The sequence below is a fragment of the Rhizobium sp. Root1220 genome (assembly GCF_001426265.1).
Taxonomy (GTDB): domain Bacteria; phylum Pseudomonadota; class Alphaproteobacteria; order Rhizobiales; family Rhizobiaceae; genus Rhizobium.
Genome location: NZ_LMDG01000023.1, coordinates 422,495 through 440,122, shown reverse-complemented (window position 1 = coordinate 440,122; position 17,628 = coordinate 422,495). Strand labels below are relative to the sequence as shown.

15 protein-coding genes are annotated in these 17,628 nt (G+C 59.0%); 7 read left to right on the top strand and 8 right to left on the bottom strand.

The features are described 5' to 3' along the window. The first annotated feature begins 146 nt into the window (after nucleotides 1–146). Nucleotides 147–587, top strand: coding sequence for a hypothetical protein (locus tag ASC90_RS16440; RefSeq protein WP_056542420.1), 441 nt, complete (start codon nucleotides 147–149; stop codon nucleotides 585–587). A 98-nt stretch (nucleotides 588–685) separates the two neighbouring features. Here ASC90_RS16440 and ASC90_RS16435 read toward each other — a convergent pair whose 3' ends face one another. The 3 genes from ASC90_RS16435 to ASC90_RS16425 all read right to left on the bottom strand — a co-directional run bounded on the left by ASC90_RS16435 (nucleotide 686) and on the right by ASC90_RS16425 (nucleotide 4,711). Continuing rightward, on the bottom strand, nucleotides 686–1,894 hold the full coding sequence (locus ASC90_RS16435; RefSeq protein WP_056542418.1) for an adenylate/guanylate cyclase domain-containing protein: 1,209 nt from the start codon (nucleotides 1,892–1,894) through the stop codon (nucleotides 686–688). Continuing rightward, nucleotides 1,894–3,495, bottom strand: coding sequence for an MDR family MFS transporter (locus tag ASC90_RS16430; protein ID WP_056542417.1), 1,602 nt, complete (start codon nucleotides 3,493–3,495; stop codon nucleotides 1,894–1,896). The genes ASC90_RS16435 and ASC90_RS16430 overlap by 1 nt, the downstream gene beginning before the upstream one ends. Nucleotides 3,496–3,556: 61 nt before the next feature. Beyond that, the gene (locus tag ASC90_RS16425) at nucleotides 3,557–4,711 is read right to left on the bottom strand and encodes an HlyD family secretion protein (protein WP_056542416.1); all 1,155 of its coding nucleotides are present in this window, start codon (nucleotides 4,709–4,711) and stop codon (nucleotides 3,557–3,559) included. 128 nt (nucleotides 4,712–4,839) lie between these two features. On the opposite strand from ASC90_RS16425, the gene ASC90_RS16420 reads away from it, so the two are divergent. Further along, the gene (locus ASC90_RS16420) at nucleotides 4,840–5,742 is read left to right on the top strand and encodes a LysR family transcriptional regulator (protein ID WP_056542415.1); all 903 of its coding nucleotides are present in this window, start codon (nucleotides 4,840–4,842) and stop codon (nucleotides 5,740–5,742) included. 56 nt (nucleotides 5,743–5,798) lie between these two features. On the opposite strand, the gene ASC90_RS16415 is transcribed toward ASC90_RS16420, so the two are convergent. The 4 genes from ASC90_RS16415 to ASC90_RS16400 all read right to left on the bottom strand — a co-directional run bounded on the left by ASC90_RS16415 (nucleotide 5,799) and on the right by ASC90_RS16400 (nucleotide 10,647). After that, on the bottom strand, nucleotides 5,799–6,557 hold the full coding sequence (locus tag ASC90_RS16415; protein WP_056542413.1) for an SDR family oxidoreductase: 759 nt from the start codon (nucleotides 6,555–6,557) through the stop codon (nucleotides 5,799–5,801). A 77-nt stretch (nucleotides 6,558–6,634) separates the two neighbouring features. Further along, nucleotides 6,635–7,045 carry a cupin domain-containing protein gene (locus ASC90_RS16410; protein ID WP_056542679.1) on the bottom strand — a complete coding sequence of 137 codons (411 nt, stop codon included), beginning with the start codon at nucleotides 7,043–7,045 and terminating at the stop codon, nucleotides 6,635–6,637. A 178-nt stretch (nucleotides 7,046–7,223) separates the two neighbouring features. Continuing rightward, nucleotides 7,224–9,887, bottom strand: a complete 2,664-nt coding sequence (locus ASC90_RS16405; RefSeq protein ID WP_056542411.1) for a PAS domain-containing protein — start codon at nucleotides 9,885–9,887, stop codon at nucleotides 7,224–7,226. Between the two features lie 100 nt (nucleotides 9,888–9,987). Further along, nucleotides 9,988–10,647 (bottom strand): response regulator transcription factor, encoded by a 660-nt coding sequence (locus tag ASC90_RS16400; RefSeq protein WP_056542410.1) that lies wholly within the window; start codon nucleotides 10,645–10,647, stop codon nucleotides 9,988–9,990. 205 nt (nucleotides 10,648–10,852) lie between these two features. Here ASC90_RS16400 and ASC90_RS16395 point away from each other — a divergent pair, with 205 nt between their 5' ends. The 5 genes from ASC90_RS16395 (at nucleotide 10,853) to ASC90_RS16375 (ending at nucleotide 16,668) form a co-directional block, all read left to right on the top strand. Beyond that, nucleotides 10,853–12,400, top strand: a complete 1,548-nt coding sequence (locus tag ASC90_RS16395) for an ABC transporter substrate-binding protein (protein ID WP_056542409.1) — start codon at nucleotides 10,853–10,855, stop codon at nucleotides 12,398–12,400. A gap of 50 nt (nucleotides 12,401–12,450) precedes the next feature. Continuing rightward, on the top strand, nucleotides 12,451–14,190 hold the full coding sequence (locus ASC90_RS16390) for an ABC transporter ATP-binding protein (RefSeq protein ID WP_056542407.1): 1,740 nt from the start codon (nucleotides 12,451–12,453) through the stop codon (nucleotides 14,188–14,190). A gap of 47 nt (nucleotides 14,191–14,237) precedes the next feature. Continuing rightward, nucleotides 14,238–15,035: an ABC transporter permease gene (locus tag ASC90_RS16385; protein WP_082519943.1), complete on the top strand. Its 798-nt coding sequence runs from the start codon at nucleotides 14,238–14,240 to the stop codon at nucleotides 15,033–15,035. A 3-nt stretch (nucleotides 15,036–15,038) separates the two neighbouring features. Then, nucleotides 15,039–16,028: an ABC transporter permease gene (locus ASC90_RS16380; RefSeq protein WP_056542402.1), complete on the top strand. Its 990-nt coding sequence runs from the start codon at nucleotides 15,039–15,041 to the stop codon at nucleotides 16,026–16,028. A gap of 139 nt (nucleotides 16,029–16,167) precedes the next feature. Continuing rightward, entirely contained in the window at nucleotides 16,168–16,668 is a 501-nt protein-coding gene (locus ASC90_RS16375) for an AraC family transcriptional regulator (RefSeq protein ID WP_162246981.1), read from the top strand. Here ASC90_RS16375 and ASC90_RS16370 read toward each other — a convergent pair. Continuing rightward, nucleotides 16,605–17,282: a response regulator gene (locus ASC90_RS16370; RefSeq protein ID WP_056542398.1), complete on the bottom strand. Its 678-nt coding sequence runs from the start codon at nucleotides 17,280–17,282 to the stop codon at nucleotides 16,605–16,607. The two genes, ASC90_RS16375 and ASC90_RS16370, sit on opposite strands and share 64 nt — an antisense overlap. Nucleotides 17,283–17,628 lie beyond the last annotated feature (346 nt).

Sequence of the window (17,628 nt, the reverse complement as noted above, 5' to 3'; positions counted from 1 at the left end):
CGTATGCGTTGACTTGTGATGCCGACATAACCGCGGGACCGCAAAATTGATGACAGCTGTCACACAGCGGCCGATTGCCGGAAAACATCCAGTTTCGGACAAGCCGTTGCCGCCACGGTCTACTGGATTTTACCCAGGAGGTTTCTATGAAAGTCGGTCTCGACAGCTCGGTTTACAGTGTGTTCGCCCGCCAGGCGGTGAACGCCCCATCCGTTAGCGACGACAAATTTGAGCTGCCCTCGTCGTCGAGCCCCGCCAAGGTCCCGGCGCTAAAGACCGACGCGCAGTTGCTCGACGATTTTTACAACAGGCTGGTGCAGTCAAACTTCAGAGCCGATGCCGATAAAGACGGCCTGGTTTCGAAGGATGAATACGTCCAGAGCAAGAAAGAACTCGCTGCGGCGGACGACCGACCCTACGACGCGACGGTCGTCGAAAGGCATTGGAACGTATTGGACCCGACCGGCAAAGGAAGCGTCGACCAGGGTGAAATGCGCTCCGGAGTTGAGCGGCTGCTGCCCGTCAGTGTCGGTCATCTCAGCGACGCGGACGCTGCGCGTCTGCGCAACATGAAACCGAGCACCTGAAGTGCATGACGCCATGGGCGGCCAGCATATGGTGCGGCGGCTCTCGATTAGCCCTAAGACCGAGAGCCGCCGTGTTGATCGAAACGGGCCGCGGACTGCTACGCGGTGCCAGGCGCGAACAGTTCGATTGGTTCCGCAAAACCTTTAAGTCCATGCCTTCCGACTGACCGCGCATCGCTCCCTGCTCGTCTGCGAAGATCGTCGGTTATTAAAAGCTCCTCGCCCATCGGGGCGCACGCACCTTGGATGCGGCTGAGGAGATTGACGTCGGGGCCGATAACCGTGAAATCCAACCGGCGACCCGAGCCAATGTTTCCGTAACTCACCTCGCCATAGTGGAGGCCGATGGTCGCTTCGATCCGGCGGCCGTACAGTTCGAAATCCGATAGCTGCCTGAATATAAGGGCACACGCCGCTAAGGCCTGTCTGCTCGCTATCGCGGCGTCGGCACTCGGAAAAAACGCCATGACCGCATCGCCCATAAATTTGAGTACCTCACCGCCGTTCCGAGTGATTGCTGGCACGACCATGTCAAAGTAGGCATTGAGAAGTTGCAGGACCTTGTCCGCGGTTAGGCTGTTCGAAAGCTCCGTGAAACCCTTGAGGTCACAAAGAAGCAACGCGGCCTCGATGGTCTCGATGTCGCCTTGGCGTATGCGACCAGCCAGAATGCGTTGCGCCGTCATGGGACCGATGTAAGTATCGAGGAGGGAAAGCTCGGCTTGCCGCATGACCCTGATCTCGCACGTGTTCCTGAGCGCCGGACGAATGCGTTCGATCGCCATGAGGTCTGTCACGCTGAAGCCTCCTGGCCTCTTGGTAGCAAAGCAGGCCGCGCTTACCGGGCCGTCCATATTGTTCAGAGGAACGATGGAAATCTGTTGAAGTCCACGGTGAGCGAACACGTCGATGCCCTCCCATGGCCACTGTGGATCGCCCGCGCGGACGACCATTGGCTCACCCGAATTCATGACCTTCATCACCGGACTTGCGGAGAGCTGAGCACGCACCCCATGCTCTCGATCGCGCACTTCGACCGGTTCAGCCGGCGACCATGCGAGCGTACGCGCCAGTATTTCGGGATGCAGTGTCATCAAGTGCAGCGTCAGTCGGTCCACAGGGAGGCCGATCTGTACAAGCCGCGTTCCGAGACCGGCGATAAGGCCTGGCTCGTCGAGAGCATGACAGTCGTCGCTGGAAAGCCATTCCAGAACCGACAGAACCGTGCTGGTTTCGATGGCACTGGGTAACCCGTCAGACCGGTATGATCGGGCTTCCGTATCGCCGCCGTTGATCGACTTGCGCATTAGTGGGCTCCTCCGCCGCCTGACATGTGACCTGGCTTCTTGAGGAAGAGACCGGAAATCAACGCAACGATCAGTGCCACGCCGAGGAGGTAGAACGTATCGCTGAAGGCCATGATGGTGGACTGTTTTCGGATATTCATCGCAATCGCGACAATGGCTTTGTGCGTGGCGGTAGCCGGATCGCTCACGCCATGATCCAGGAAATAGGACGTGAGTTTCGCGATCCGCAGTCTTGTGGACTCCTCGAATAGGCTCACAGAGTCTGTCAGAATATTGGAATGAAACTGCTGGCGCTTCGAAAGAAACGTCTGCAGGGAAGCAATGCCAACAGCACCCCCGAGATTTCGCATCATGTTGAAGAGGGCCGATGCAGAGCCTGCGTTTTCCTGCTCGATGCCCGCGGTGGCCACCACTGACAAGGGCGCGAAAACCAAGGCCTGGCCAACAGCGCGGATCACGTTCGGCAGAAAGAACTGGTCGGCCGCATAGTCGCCCGTCATGTGCACGTTCATGAAATTCGATACCGCGAACAGTAGGAACCCGATGGCGATGATCACTCGAACGTCGAACCGTTTCATCAGGCGTGGGACGAGCGGAATCAACAACAGTTGGGGTATCCCTGTCCATGCGAGGACGAAGCCAATCTGCTCGGCGTTGTAACCCTGGACGCGCGAAAGATAGATCGGCATAACGAAAGCCGAGCCATATAGCGCCATCCCCAGCAAGAAGTTGGAGACGATACCGGCCCCGAAATTCCGCCTTAAAAGCAGCCTAAGATTTAATAGCGGATGCGCCGTCTTGAGTTCGATAACGAGAAATAAGGTCAGCGAAACAAATGCTATGACCGAAAGCGTGACGATGAACTCTGAGCCAAACCAATCCTCTTTGTTTCCCTCTTCCAGGACCGTCTGCAGAGCCGCGAGACCAAGCGCAAGGGTCGCGATCCCGGGCCAGTCGCCCTTTGCCAGCAATCCCAGGTTCATCGGTGCCCGGTCGAGCGACGCCCAAAGCATCGCGATCATGAGCGCCCCGGGGACGAGGTTTACGTAGAAAATGAATTCCCAGCCGTAATTCTCGCTCAGGTAGCCACCGATTGTCGGTCCGATCGCCGGAGCGAACGTCGCGGACAAAGCGAACAGCGCTAGTCCGATAGGTTGCTTCTGCTTGGGCAGCAGCGTGATGATGATCGTAAACGCCATAGGAATAAGGACGCCACCGGCGAAGCCCTGGATCGCCCGCAACACGATCATCTGCTCGAGGCTCATCGCGAAGGCGCAAGCCACGGAGAAGAACAGGAACAGCATCGCGTTGGTCAGAAGGAATTTACGCAGCGAGAATACGGTCGATAGCCAGCCGCTCAGGGGGATCACGACAATCTCGGCTATCAAGTATGATGTTGATATCCAGCCGCCGTCGTCCTTTCCCGCCCCAATCGCGCCTTGGATATCCGCGAGCGAAGCGTTGACGATCTGGATGTTAAGGACCGCCATGAATGCGCCCAGCGTCGAACCGACCACCGCCGTCCACATGCGTAGGGCGCTCATTTCCTGCTTTGGCGGTTCGGCGGGGACTGCATTCGGCGCTGCGATGATTTCAGGCATAGCTATTCTCCTTCCGGCTGCGGTCCGGATTCCACACGGGCGTTTTTACTGAGATGATGGATCAGTGAGCGGTCGCGCGCGCGTCTGATCGGGTATCGATTTCCGGTTCGACCGACATGCCTGATCGAAGCTGGCCGGGTACATCCTCGTGATCGATGATGATTTTCACGGGGATGCGCTGGACGATTTTCGTGAAGTTACCGGTCGCGTTGTCCGGCGGCAGGAGCGAGAACTCCAACCCGCTGGCAGGCGAGATGCTGTCGACATGCCCTTCGACCTTGAGGTCAGGGAAACTGTCCACCCTGACCTCGACATGCTGCCCGGGCCGCACGTCGGTCAACTGGGTCTCCTTGAAGTTCGCCACCACGTAAACCGAATGGAGCGGGACGACAGCCATCAACTGCGTGCCGGCTGTAACGAACTGGCCGATACGGATCGATCGCGCGCCTACGGTCCCTTCGACAGCTGCCACAATCTCGGTATACGAAAGGTTCAATTCCGCTTGGCCCGCCATCGCCACTGCCCGGTCTCTCTGCGCGACCGCCTGCTCTCGCTCGGTCTTTAGAACGGGTATTTTGTTCTGCGCGGCGACAAATGCGGCATAGTCCCGCTCGACTGCGGCCGAGGCCTGATCCATCAGGGATCGGCTTTGCTCCGCGCGCGACTGGGTTCCGGCTCCGTTGGTGATCAGGCGGGCATTCCGCGCGGCGTCCGACCGGGCATAGATGAGCGTCGCGCTCGATGCTTCGCGGGAGGCCCGTGCCTGAAGGATGACAGACTGCTGCAACTCGATCTGCGCGTCGATATTCTTGATCGCCGCATTCGCTGCGTTTACGTCCGACCTCGCTTGAGTGAGCGCGGCCTGGAAATCGCGGTCATCAATTCGCGCGAGGATTTGACCTGCCTTTACCACGTCGTTGTCATTGACGAGAACCTCCTTGACGTACCCTGCGATCTTGGGCGCGACGGTCGTATAATCGGCCTTGACGTAGGCGTTGTCCGTCGAGACGATAAAGCGGCCCACTGTCCAGTATTGATAGCCGAAGTCACCTGCATATGCGGCTGCGGCAAGCAGGGCGGCAACGAATAGCCCTCTCTTCAGCACGCTTTTGCCTGTCTTCGCCGCGGACGTGCCGGGGTCGGGAGAAGCCGGCACTCGGGGCAACGTTTCGTTCGTGGAGGGTTCGAAATTCTTGTTTCGTGGCAGTTCAACCATGGTCGTCTCCGAGGCGCGTAGTGCGCGCTTATGATCGTCGTCCGCAACATGCCCCCATTGATCGGGATTGATAATCCATCGATTATCGGAAAGATTAGCCGCTCTAAGCGGATAATGTAGGAGCGGAAATGGATCGCTTAACTAGCTTGTCAGTGTTCGGTAAGGTTGTGGAATGCGGTGGTTTTTCCGCAGCGGCCCGTCGCCTCAACATGTCCGTGACCATGGTCGGCACCCATGTCCAGTCTCTTGAAGAAAGGCTCGGCGTTCGACTTTTGAACCGTACAACCCGCAAGGTGAGCCTGACCGAGACAGGGAAATTTTATTACGATCGAACGGCGCAAATCCTAGCTGAACTCGATGACGCCGACCGCACCGCTGGCGCGCTGACCACCACTCCACGGGGAACGCTCAAGCTTTACGCCAACTCCGCCATCGTCAGTTTTCTGCTGCCAGTCATCGATGAATTCCTGGCACTGTATCCGGCGATCTCCCTGAACCTGCATACGGGCGACGCCATGATCGACATGATCGACGAGGCCTACGATCTGGCCATCCGCTCGGTTCCTTCTCATCACCCTAGCCTGATCGTCCGAAAGCTCACTCCCTGGAGACACGTTCTAGTCTGTGCGCCCGCCTACCTGGATAACCATGCCGAACCGAGGGTGCCGGGCGATCTCATGGATCACGACTGCCTCCAGTACACGTACTACCCGTACGGAGACGAGTGGACCTTCGAGGATGCGAATGGCCAGCGGAGCAGCGTCAGGGTCAAGGGAACCATCCTTTCGAACAACGCCGAGACGCTTAGGCACCTCGCCATCGCCGGCCGTTCTGTGTGGCTCGCTCCGAGCTTCGTCGTCTCGGGGGACCTTACCGCTGGGTCGTTGGTCCCTCTCCTCCCGGATCACCGTGGCGTCGAGCTTGCGATCAATGCCGTTTACCCGGACAAAAGCCACCTTCCCACGAAGGTTCGGCTGTTCGTCGACTTGATCGCCGACCGTTTCGCCGAGCACAGAAAGTGGATGACGTGAGGCTTTCATTTGCCCGATCCCGCACGAGCGTGTGCGGGACCGGAACTTTCACGGCATTACGCCGCCCGCACGGTGCTCTTCGCGAACCAAGTAGCGAAGTCGACCTTGCCGAGCTTGGCCGGACCCAGCGGAACCAGAGACTCTTCGTCGACGAGCGAACCGAAGTATTTCGATGCCCTGTCGACCACGATCTTGCGATCGTCGCCTTTCGCCTCGAGGAAGCGCTTCAGGAAGTCACTCATCGGGCCCTTCTCGGGGCCGGCGATTTCCAAAGTGCCGTTTATCGGGTCGGCGCATACCGCGTCTGCGACAAAGGCGGCGACGTCGTCGGCTGAGATCGGCTGGAAGGCCCCGGGGGATGCGTGAACGGTTCCGTCCACGGCCATGCTGTCGGCGATCCCGCCGATGAACTCGAGAAACTGAGTGGAGCGAACGATGGTGTACGGGACGCCGCCATTCTTGACGCGGGCTTCCTGCGCCAGCTTACCCGGAAAGTAGCCGTTGTCCGGCGAGCGTTCGAGCCCGACGATGGACAGGGCGACGTGATGCCCCACGCCCGCTTTCGCTTCCGCTTCGAGCAGATTTGCCGTTGCAGTTTCGAAAAACGATAGTACCGCTGCCGGCTCGAAAGACGGAGAGTTCGCGACGTCCAGAACGACGTCGGCCCCAGCGAGAACGTCTGCAAGACCCTCGCCCGTCAGAGCGTTGACGCCTGTCGACGGCGACGCCTGATTCACGTCGTGGCCCCGCGAGCGCAGGATATTGGCGACCTTCGTTCCGATCAGCCCGGAACCGCCTATGATCACGATTTTCATTGTATTTCCTCTTTTGTTTTGGTTTTCCGTGTGTCCGTGGAGGGTTCAGATTTGGCTGCTGCCACGGGAAGCCAAGATCATTCGTCGGGGGTGACGAGCTGCGTCTCGTTCGTATCCACGACGAACACAGCCATGAGCTTGGCCGGCTCTGTCGCGCTGGCGTTGGCGCTGACTTTGTGATGATCGCCCGGCACTTCGGTCCAGTGCTCGCCGGTCTTGTAGACGTGGAGTTCGCCGTCGTTGACCTGGCTCTTGATCCGGCCCTCGATCACCGTCGCATAGATGAAAGCGGACTTGGGATGCATGTGCGACGGGTTCGACCCGCCCGGCCCGTACTCGACGAGAACGACACGCAAACTTTTCCCGGAAACGTTCGGCAGCTTCTGATCGAAGATCGTCGAAACCTTGGAGTTGTGCGCCTTGTCCGCGGATACCGCGGGTGCTGCGATCGAGAGTGCACATGCTAGAGCGATAGTGAACCTACGCATGAACTTCATCCTGTTCTTGAGTTAAGACAGGGGAATTCTAGCCAGCCGGACACGATCCTAATAGATAAACGATGGTTTGCCTGTGGAGCCTTGGGTTGCGATTTCTGACGGATGAGTCGTTTGCATGGACACCGGGCGTGCAAACACGGCGCGGCGATGTCGGCGCATCGCCCTAAAGTCATTGCAGCACTTGCGGCCGCTCCACGTACGGTTCTTCGGTGCCGTTGCGCGAACGCGAGAGGTCGCTCTCACCCGGGCGTTTCAGGGGAAGCGTGAAACTGACCGACGCTCCGCCGTCCGGCATGTTCTCGGCGTGAAGTCGTCCGCCGTGGGCCTCGATGATGGAACGGCATATGGCTAGCCCTATTCCCAAGCCATCTTTCTTGGTTGTGTAGAACGCGTCGAATACTTTTTCCGGCGCGCCGATGCCAGGGCCGTGGTCACGCACCTCCACTTTCGCGGTTTCCGAGGACGCCCGACTGGCAACGATCGAAATCTTCCTGGGGAGGCTCTCTGTTTCCCGCATTGCTTCGATGCTGTTCCGGATCAGGTTCAGGACCACTTGCTCGATCTGCACGCGATCCACCGGCATCGAGGTCAACCTTGGGTCCAAATCGACTTCCAACTTGACGCCGTTGTTGGACAGCTTGTCCGCCATCAGGTCGCATACCCCCGTGACGATGGCATTCAAATCGACGACTTCGCGCTGATGCTCGGACTGGGAGAAGAGAGCTCTGATCCTGTTGATGACTTCGGCTGCCGCATCCGCATCCCGTATGATCCATTCCGCGGTCTTCCTTGCGCGGTCGTAGTTGGGCGGTGTTGCGCCAAGCCATCGTTGGAACGCGTTTGCATTGGACACGACAGCCTGAAGGGGCTGGTTGAGTTCGTGGGCGATCGATACGGACAGCTCCGACAGGCTCGCGGCGCGAGAAGCGCGTGCCAGCCTCTCATCGGCGAGGCGAAGGGCCTCCTGCGCGCAGACCTCGTCGTCTACGTCGAGGTTGACGCCATACCATTGCAGGATACTGCCTTCGTCATCCCGGAACGGTTCGCTTCGGTCTTCGATCCATCGGTAGACACCGTCGGCTCGGCGTTGCCGATAGCGCATCGCGAACGACTCGCCGTGGGCGTAGCAGTATTCCAGACGACCAAGAACGGCAGAGAGATCGTCGGGATGGACAAGGTCGCTGTTTGTGTGCGCTGCATTGATGTCGACAGCGCCATCGGACCTCGGAGCCTTGAGGCCGGTACTGTCGTGCAGCTTCTTATTGACGTAGACCGGCATGCCTTGGGGATCGGCCAACACGATGCCGACCGGCACGGTGTCGATAACGTGCTGGAGATACCGCTCGCTTTCTTTCAGCGCTGCCTGTGCCCTAACCTCCTCCTCGATTTCGAAGGATACTCCGTACCAACGGACGATCTGGCCGGTTTGATCCCTCAGCGGCTCGGCACGGGAATCTATCCACCTGAACTGACCGTCGCGTCGCCGCAGTCGGCACTTCGTATGGATCGAACGTCCTACGGCTAAGCCGTTTTTAAAATCATCGTTGATGCGGTCGCGGTCGTCGGGATGCAAGAGTTCCGGATGGATCGTGCTGGAGCCGATATGGGCGTCGGCCGCAATACCCGTCCACTCGGCGAAGCGGGCGTTAAAGTAGCAAGGCTGACCTTCAGGGGTCAGGAGCCAAATGAGCGAGGGAACGGTATCGACCAGTACCTGAAGCTCTTTCTCGCTTTGCCGGACTGCTTCGTTCGCCTGCACCTCGTCGTTGATATCGAGAAAAACGCCGTACCACTGAATGATATCGCCGTCGTCGTCGTGCAGCGGTTGGACTTTGCCGTCGGTCCAGCGGTACTGCCCGTCGGCCCGTCGAAGGCGAAACCTCACACCGAATGGCTCGTCACGTTCGAAGGCGTGTTCGAGGACCGCCCGTAACCCGACCTTGTCCGCAGGGTGCGCACTATCGCTTATGACGTCAGCGAAAAGGTGGCCGCTATCGGGTGTAAAGTCCGATCCAAATCCCATCCACTCCAGAAGTCGCTCGTTGAAGTAAGTGGTTCCGCCGGACGGGTTGGTACACCATATGAGCGCCGGGACGGTATCTATCAGACTCCTCAGCTTCTGCTCGCTTGCCTTGAGAGCCGCTTCGGCCTTGCGCTGGTCGTCGATGTCGACGGTGGTGCCGAACCATCCTGTAATGTTGCCGTGGCGGTCTCGCGAGGCAACAGCTGAGTCTCGAAACCAACGATAGGTGCCATCGTGCCGCCTCACCCGCTGTTCATCAACGAGCGGCTCACCGGTTCTGAGACTGTGATCCCAGCGGTCCAAGCTCGCCTGGACGTCGTCGGGATGAACGAAGGGAGCCCACCAGGCATAGGTGTCCCTTTGCATTCGCTCTAGCATCTCTTCGGCCGAGATACCTATGTACTCGGTTGCCGCGGGGTTGACGAACCGCAGACGTCCGTCTGGATAGGCTGACCATCCAAGGCCTGGGATGTCGTCTGCGGTCGGTTGCTTCGACTTATAGACCTGCTCGAAAAAGCTCGTGGTTCGAAAGATCGATACCAGCGTCCAGGCCATGAACGCGGTGGCGACGAAAACGAGGAACTTCGTGAGGGAATGTTGGTCTGGCCCCGGGACCTCGTAAACCCACGCCGCCAGAGCGGTGCAGGCCACAACAAACGCGAGGCCTTGTTTCCAGCCGCAACAGATGCAGATAGATATTACTGCAAGCAACAGGCTCGAAGGCTCTTCAAGGAAAACGGCCGCGCCGATACTGATCGCGGCAGCCGTTCCCGCTAAAGCCTTTCGGGCAATTGGTGATGACCATTCCATTGCCACTCCTCGCCGGCAGCCAACCACAGGCAGCCACCGATGTTCCACAATAAACTCTGGACGCTCGTCGCGATACCTGTCCGTTGGCACAGGTATCGAACTAGCCCCGCCCTATCTCCAAGTCGTATAGAACTCGGGACAGCGACTGACAGACTGTAAACAGCTGGGTCACGGCGTTGACCTTGAGCTTTTTCATCATGTTGCTGCGATGAAGCTTGACGGTGGTCTCCGTGATACCGAGCTCGTAAGCGATCTGTTTATTCAGAGCGCCGGTTATGACGAGCTTGAGAACCTGCCGCTCGCGAAAGGTCAACGTTTCATACAGCTCGAGATGTCGGCGTGACGCGGCGGTTTCCTCCCTGCGGATACGATCGGTTTCGATGGCTCGTGATATCGAATCCAGCAGGGTCTGATCTCTGACCGGCTTGGTCAGGAAGTCGATGGCACCAGCCTTCATGGCCTCGACACTCATGGCTATGTCGCCGTGCCCGGTCAGAAACACAACGGGGGTGTTCATACCATGTCGAGCCATGTGCTGATGGAGATCGAGTCCGCTCAATCCCGGCATGCGGACATCCAACACGACACAGCCCAGCCGGTCAGGCAGGTTCGTCTGCAGAAACTCCCTCGCCGACGCGAAGGCCATCGACTCGATGCCGACCGAACTAAGGAGGTTTTCCATGGCGTCGCGAACATGAGCGTCGTCATCGACAAGCATCACGATCGGTTCGGCATTCGGATATGTTTCCGGGCACACCATCCCTTCCCCCTGGGCTACGGCACCAACTGCGCACCGGGACAATCTCCCTTACCCACCCAATACGCTGGCGACGTGCACAAAAAATATACACCATGGAAAAACCATAAACCACTGCCCCTGCCCACTTCTGGCGGGAATCCGACAAGAATTTACCAGCAGATTGCGTAGGTTGTACTTGAAACAAAGCACAGCCAAGGTAGCATAAATGTACACAAAGTTGCTGGGAGCCGCTGCACGACTTGCTGTCATCGCGTTGCTCGCCCTCGTGTTCTCGGGGTTGCGGGTCAATGCGTCCGAGGAGCTGCCCGCACTGCGCATTCCAATTTCGACGGATATCGGCACTTTCGACCCCGACAACGGGTTCGAGATCGACGGAATCAGCGTCATCAACAACGTGTACGAAGGGCTCGTGGAGTACGAAGAGCTATCAACGACTTTACGCGGTCTCCTGGCCGAAAGCTGGACGATCTCCGACGACGGTCTGCTCTACACTTTCAAGCTCCGGCCGGGTGTGACATTCCAAGACGGATCGCCGTTCGACGCGTCGGCGGTAATAACGTCCTTTTCCCGAAGGCGCGACGGCAGGTTTTCCCTGAGCTACTTTTTCGACAACGTGGCCGACATGAAAGCCTTGGACGACCGAACGGTTGTTTTACGTTTGAAGGAACCTCAGCCCTCGTTCCTTGACAGTCTCGCGAGCCCGTGGGGACCCAAGATCCTCAGCCCGAGGGCCTTGAAGGAAAACGACGGCGGGGATCGAGCCTCCACGTGGCTGAACCAACATGCCGTCGGGACCGGCCCATACAGACTGAGTGAGTTCAAGCGGGGCGAACGCTACGGCCTTCTCCGCAACGACGACTACTGGGGAAAGAAACCTTTCTTCCGGGAGGTCAGGCTTCCTGTCATTCCAGATGTCAGCCAGCAGATGCTGCAACTCCGCGCAGGCCAGATCGATGCTGTTCCCAAGAACTATCCCTTTGAACAGCTGAACAGCCTGCCGGCAGGTTTGATCGCCACCGCTTCCCCGAACATGACGCTATATGACCTCTTCCTGAAACCCGGAACCCCGCTGGATGAACCGGAGGTCAGGAGGGCGTTCATGACGGCAATCAATCCTTCGGCGTGGGTCTCCGACGCTTTCGGAAAATATGCCACCGTGGCCCAGTCACTGTATCCTAAAAGCGTTCTTACGCCTCGAAAGCCGATGACGTTTCCGACTGATCTCGATGCGGCCAGGGAGACGATCAAGAAACACGGCGACGTCAACGTCGTCATAGGCTTGTTCAGCGCGACCTCCACCTACAGACGGATAGCGGACCTCCTGACGGCGCAATTGGCGACCGTCGGAATAAACGCCACCTCCTACGTGCTCGCACCGGGTGCCGGTTTTGCGGTCAAGAACGATCCGAACGCGCCGGACGTACTTCTGACAATCGCAGGTCCCGATGCTGCCCATCCAGAAAATCAGCTGACCGCCTTCTATACCGAGAACGCGCCTCTAAACTTCTTTGGACGACGCGTGCCGGAAGCCGACGCGATCGTGGACAAGGCGAGACGCATGACGGAAACCGAGGAGCGCAATCCGCTCTACGAGGAAGCAGGCGACCTCTATCTCGCAGCGGGCGTGTCGATCCCGCTTGTCGACGTCGACAACGTGATCGTTCACCGCAGCGATCTCCGCAACTTCGGTCTGCGCCCTGTCTATCCGATCGGAAACATCGACTATTCGAAGGTCGAGCGGACGGGACCCTGACGGACGGCAGACCTTGCAGATGGAGAAACACGTATCGAATAGCGACGACCATGACCAATCCACCTATCCTCGCCGTAAGGAACCTCTGCATATCCTTCCGCTCCGCCCGAAAGTCGGTGAAGGTGCTCGACGACGTGGATTTAAGCGTGGCGTCCGGCGAGAACCTCGCAGTGGTCGGCGAGAGCGGCTCGGGTAAGACGTCGCTTGGCTTGGCCGTGCAAGGTCTGCTGGCACCGTCCGGGAACCCCATCGTAGCGGGATCGATCGAAATCTGCGGACAGGAAGTGATCGGGTCGACCGAACGTAGCATGCGCGAAATCCGCCGCCATCTCGTGAGGGCCATACCCCAAGACGGGCTGTCGGCTCTCAATCCCACCATGACCATCGCCAATCAGCTACTGGAATCGGCCACCGTAAGCCGAGCGATCATCCTCGACTGGCTGTCACGGACGGGCATCAAGGAGCCGGAGCGCATCCTCGAGCGCTACCCCCACCAGCTATCGGGTGGCCAAAGGCAGCGGGTGCTGGTGGCGATGGCCATGATGGCACAGCCCAGACTGCTGATCGCAGACGAGCCTACGGCCGCGTTGGACACCGACTCGCGGGCCGAAATCCTGAACATGCTCGACGAGATCGTCCGAGAGCGGGACACGGCCGTCTTGTTTATCACACACGACCTCGCTGCGTCCGCCAGGATATCGGACCGCACGTTGGTCCTTTATTCTGGCCGTGCCGCGGAAACGGGCGCAACCGGTCGGGTCACCAAGCAACCGGCTCATCCCTATACGGCCGGCCTATTGAAATCCCGCTTCGATTTCGAGTCAGACAGGACCCGCCCCCTCCCGGTTCTCCGAGAGGACGACAGGCTGCCAGTGGTCGAGGACGCATGCCACTATTCTCACAGATGTCCCATAGCGCGGCCGAAATGCTTCGTCACGCGTCCACCGATCGAGCCAACGCCGGACGGCGAAGGAGCAGTCGCCTGTTTCTTCACCGACAAGACGAGGTCGCTTGAGAACGAGAAGCTGTCGGAAAAATGGCCACTACGGCCCCAGCGTTCGACCGCGGTTGTTTTGGAAATGCGCTCAGTGAGGAAATCCTTGACCGAACACCGAGCCAACCGCACAGACCGTCGATCGGCCGTTTTGGAAGGCTTCGATCTCCACGTCAATGCGGGCGAGGCTGTGGCCCTGATCGGTGCGAGCGGTTCTGGGAAATCCACGGTTCTCCGGATAGCGGCTGGCATCACGCCTGCGGATAGTGGCCTCGTAAAGCTTGGCGGGGGGGAAGGGAGTTTGCAGTTCATCTTCCAGGATGCCTTCTCGTCGTTGACGCCATGGCTTTCTATCGGAAGGCAGATTTCAGATCGGCTAAGACACCTTGACAAGTCGACGGCCGAGAAGCGGGTGGATGAAGTGCTGCGACTCGTCAGGCTGCGGCCGGAGCTGGCCTCGTCGCTTCCCTCGGAGCTTTCGATAGGTCAATGTCAGCGCGCGGTCATCGCACGCGCGATCGCTGTCCCCCCGTCCCTTCTCCTGTGCGACGAGCCCATCAGCGCGCTGGATGTGTCTCTCGCGTCCTCGACGCTGAACCTGCTCGGCGAGCTCAGACACCGGCTTGGAATGGCGATGATCTTTGTGACGCACGATATGGCGGCCGCCCGGTATCTCGCCGACCGGATTGTTTGGCTCCATGGAGGCGTCGCCAAAGATTTGGGCCGGGCAGACTCGCTGAATGCTCGCCAACACGACCTTGATCGCCGACCGAATGACAGCTTGGAGAGAACCTGACTTTGCCAAGAGTGCTATCAGACGTCAGAAGTCTTAGAATCCCCGCAATGAGGCTTGGGACCTGGGGATGTGTAGCCGCGCTCCTCTTTCTGGTCTTCACGGCACTTGCGTTGTTTCCCTATCAGCTCGCGCCCTTCGACCCGCAAGCTAGGGTAGGGCCGACGTTCTCGCCGCCGTCAACGCTGCATCTCTTCGGAACGGACGAGATAGGCCGTGACTTGGCGTCGAGGACGATACTCGCGCTGCGCTATACATGGCTGCCAGCCCTGGCCTTGATCGCATTCAGCCTGTTTGTCGGACTGGCGATCGGCGTCGCGGCCGGGTTCGTAGGCGGGTGGTTCGACTTCGCGGTGCAGCGCCTGGTCGATCTTTTCATGACGCTACCTTCTATGCTGGTAGCGCTAGCCATAGCGGCGACGTTGGGTCCTGGAACCGTCAACACCCTGATCGCGATCGCGCTGACCTGGTGGCCATGGTATGCGGTGATCGCGCGCGACGAAACCCGGAGGCTGAAAGCACGACCGCACTTCGAAGCCGCACAGGTGGCTCGTATCGGGTGGTGGCGATTGATCTGGCATTACCTTGCTCCGGGCGTCTATCCGGCGCTCGTCGCGGCGGCGGCGCTTGATGTCGCCAATGTGGTCAGCGCACTAGCACTGATGTCCTTTCTCGGTCTCGGCCAGCCCGATCCCGCTCCGGAACTCGGCTCGATGATTTCGAGGTCAATGGACAGTCTCACCGCATTCTGGTGGCTGCCGATCATCCCTGGCCTCGTCATCTTCGCTCTGTGTATCACGGCCAATGTCCTGGGCGACGCCGTCCGGGCGTCTCTCAGGGGGCGTTGAGCCATGCTGCGCTTCGCGCTCAAGCGGGTCTCGAGCTTGCTGGTCGTTCTGGTCGCCATGAGCTTCATCGTCTTCAGCCTGCAGCGCATAGTTCCCAGCGATCCTGCTCGGATACTCGCCGGTCCGACCGCGCCGACGGCGGCGGTCGACACGCTGCGCGAGCGCCTCGGGCTGAACGCTCCGATCCTCGCTCAGTATTGGCGCTTCATCAAAAATCTCGGCAGAGGCGACCTTGGCACTTCGCTGCGGACGCGCAACCCTGTAACGATGGACCTCGTCAATGCAGCTCCTGCATCGATCGAATTGTCGTTGGCGGCTCTTTCCTTGGGTACTTTGATCGCAGGGTTGGTTACGGTCGTCAGCGTGGTCGGCAAGCGCGTTCGTATGTTCCGCCTGAGCCTTCTGGGGTTCGGTTCCGCGCCGGTGGTGCTGACGTCCCTCCTGCTGATCTACGTCTTCTGGTTCGAGCTGAACTGGTTTCCGAGCAGCGGAAGGATAGGCGCTCCTGATTTCCAATCGCGATCCGGATTTCTGCTACTCGACACCATCGCGGCAGGCAGGATCGATCTTTTTATCGACGTTCTGAAACATCTAGCGCTTCCTGCGATTGCCCTCGCCTTGCCGATAGCTGTGGCTCTGTGCCAAACGCTTACGGCTTCCCTATACGGCGTCATGCAAGAGGGCTTCATCCTGACGGCCCGCGGGAAAGGACTTGGCCCACTTCACGTTCTTCTTTTCCACGGGCTGCGCAATTCGGCTTCCGCTCCTATAGCGATGTTCGGGCTCCAGGTGAGATTGCTTCTTGGCGGGCTTCTTGTCGTCGAACGGGTGTTCGCCTGGCCTGGTATCGGCCTCTACATGGTCCAGTCCTTCAATGCTGCCGACCTTCCGGCGATATTGGGGATGTCCCTGGCATTGGGGGCCTTCTACATCGTTGTTTCCGCGATGGTAGAGCTTGCGCAGGCGTGGGCCGACCCGCGGATATCGGTCTGAGCGACCTAGCCCCGAGGGTAGGTTGACAATGCTAATACACTAGCCGAAGCGCACTCCGCACGGATGGATTTCATGCGCGTCATTGGGTCTGATCGAGACCCGACTGAAATCCGCGAGCTTGAAGATGTCCGACCTCGACATGCCGATCGATCTCCACCTTACCCCCTTGCCCGTCGAGCATTTTTGGGAAGGTACATCGTCAGGCCTATCCGACATCGTCGTGAGAAATCCGGCACGTGGGCGCACCGGATTGTGCGCGTGGCAGTATCGGAAGACCCTGCGTTTCATCGAGAACAGGCTGTCGCAAACCATCAAGGTGGAGGATATCGCTACCGAGGTCCGCATGAGCGCCGGGCATTTCTCAAGAGCGTTTGCGATATCTTTCGGCATCGCCCCTTATGCATTTCTTCTGAATAAGCGTCTCGAGAGGGCGCAACAACTCATGCTCAAACCGGATCAACAACTATCGGCCATCGCTTTCGAATGCGGACTGGCCGACCAAGCCCACCTCAGCAAGCTATTCAGGAAGCTGGTCGGGACGACGCCAGCACGCTGGCGTCGTGAAAGACTGGTCAATCAGGCCCGGACCACGGCCCGACGCACATCGGGCGTTTCGCGTCTGGACGGCTGTTGCAGCTGATCGAAGCGGCGGACGACGTCGACGAGGGAGCGGGCCTGGAGTTTTCTCATCATACGGCCGCGGTGGAGTTTCACCATGATCTCGCTGATGTTCATCTCGTAGGCGATCTGTTTGTTCAACAGCCCCCTGGACACGAACGCGAAGACTTCCGCCTCCCGTGGCGTCAGCCTCTCCGCGCAAGCGCGGGATATCGATAGGGCCGCCTCCTGCTCCCTCAACTCGGCGTTTCGTCTGACCGCCAAGCGTACGGTCTCGATAAGAGTTTTCCCATCGAACGGCTTGAGCAGGAAGTCAAACGCGCCTTCTTTCATAGCATGCACACTGATCGAGACGTTGGCATTACCGCTCATGAAAATGATCGGAAGCGGATGACCGGCCGCCTTCAGACATGCCTGCAGCTCAATTCCGTTCATCCCCGGCAACTTGACGTCGAGGAGGATACATCCCGGCACAGAAAGGTCGGCCACTTCGAGGAACTCGTCGGCCGACCCGAATTCGTCAGCCTCCATGCCGATCGACTCGAAGAAATTCTGTAGCGACAACCGTAAATTCGCGTCATCGTCAATGATGTGTACAGTCGCGTTCGTAGGTTCGGCGCAAGGGTTCTCTAGCATCTTCGATCCTCCAGTATGTGCCCGCTACCAAGTCTGTCGGCCCAAGCGGTCCATCTGTACTCATCTTACCTTCCTCCGATATCGGCTGCCATTAGACCGTGGCCGAGTCGACCTATTCAATGGTTTAGAGAGACATTCGCGGGGCTAGGCGTGACCGCGCGAAATGAAAGGGGCCGCCCCTGCAAGGAACAAGGACGGCCCGCTTGGCGGACGGGGGATTGTCCGCGAGCTCGGCTAAGAGGGGGCAGCCGAGCGATAGCCGTCGGCGCTCGGGAAGGATGAGAGTGCGCCGTCCGACATATAGAAGCTTACGGATATTTGATCGATTGGCACGATATACAGTGGT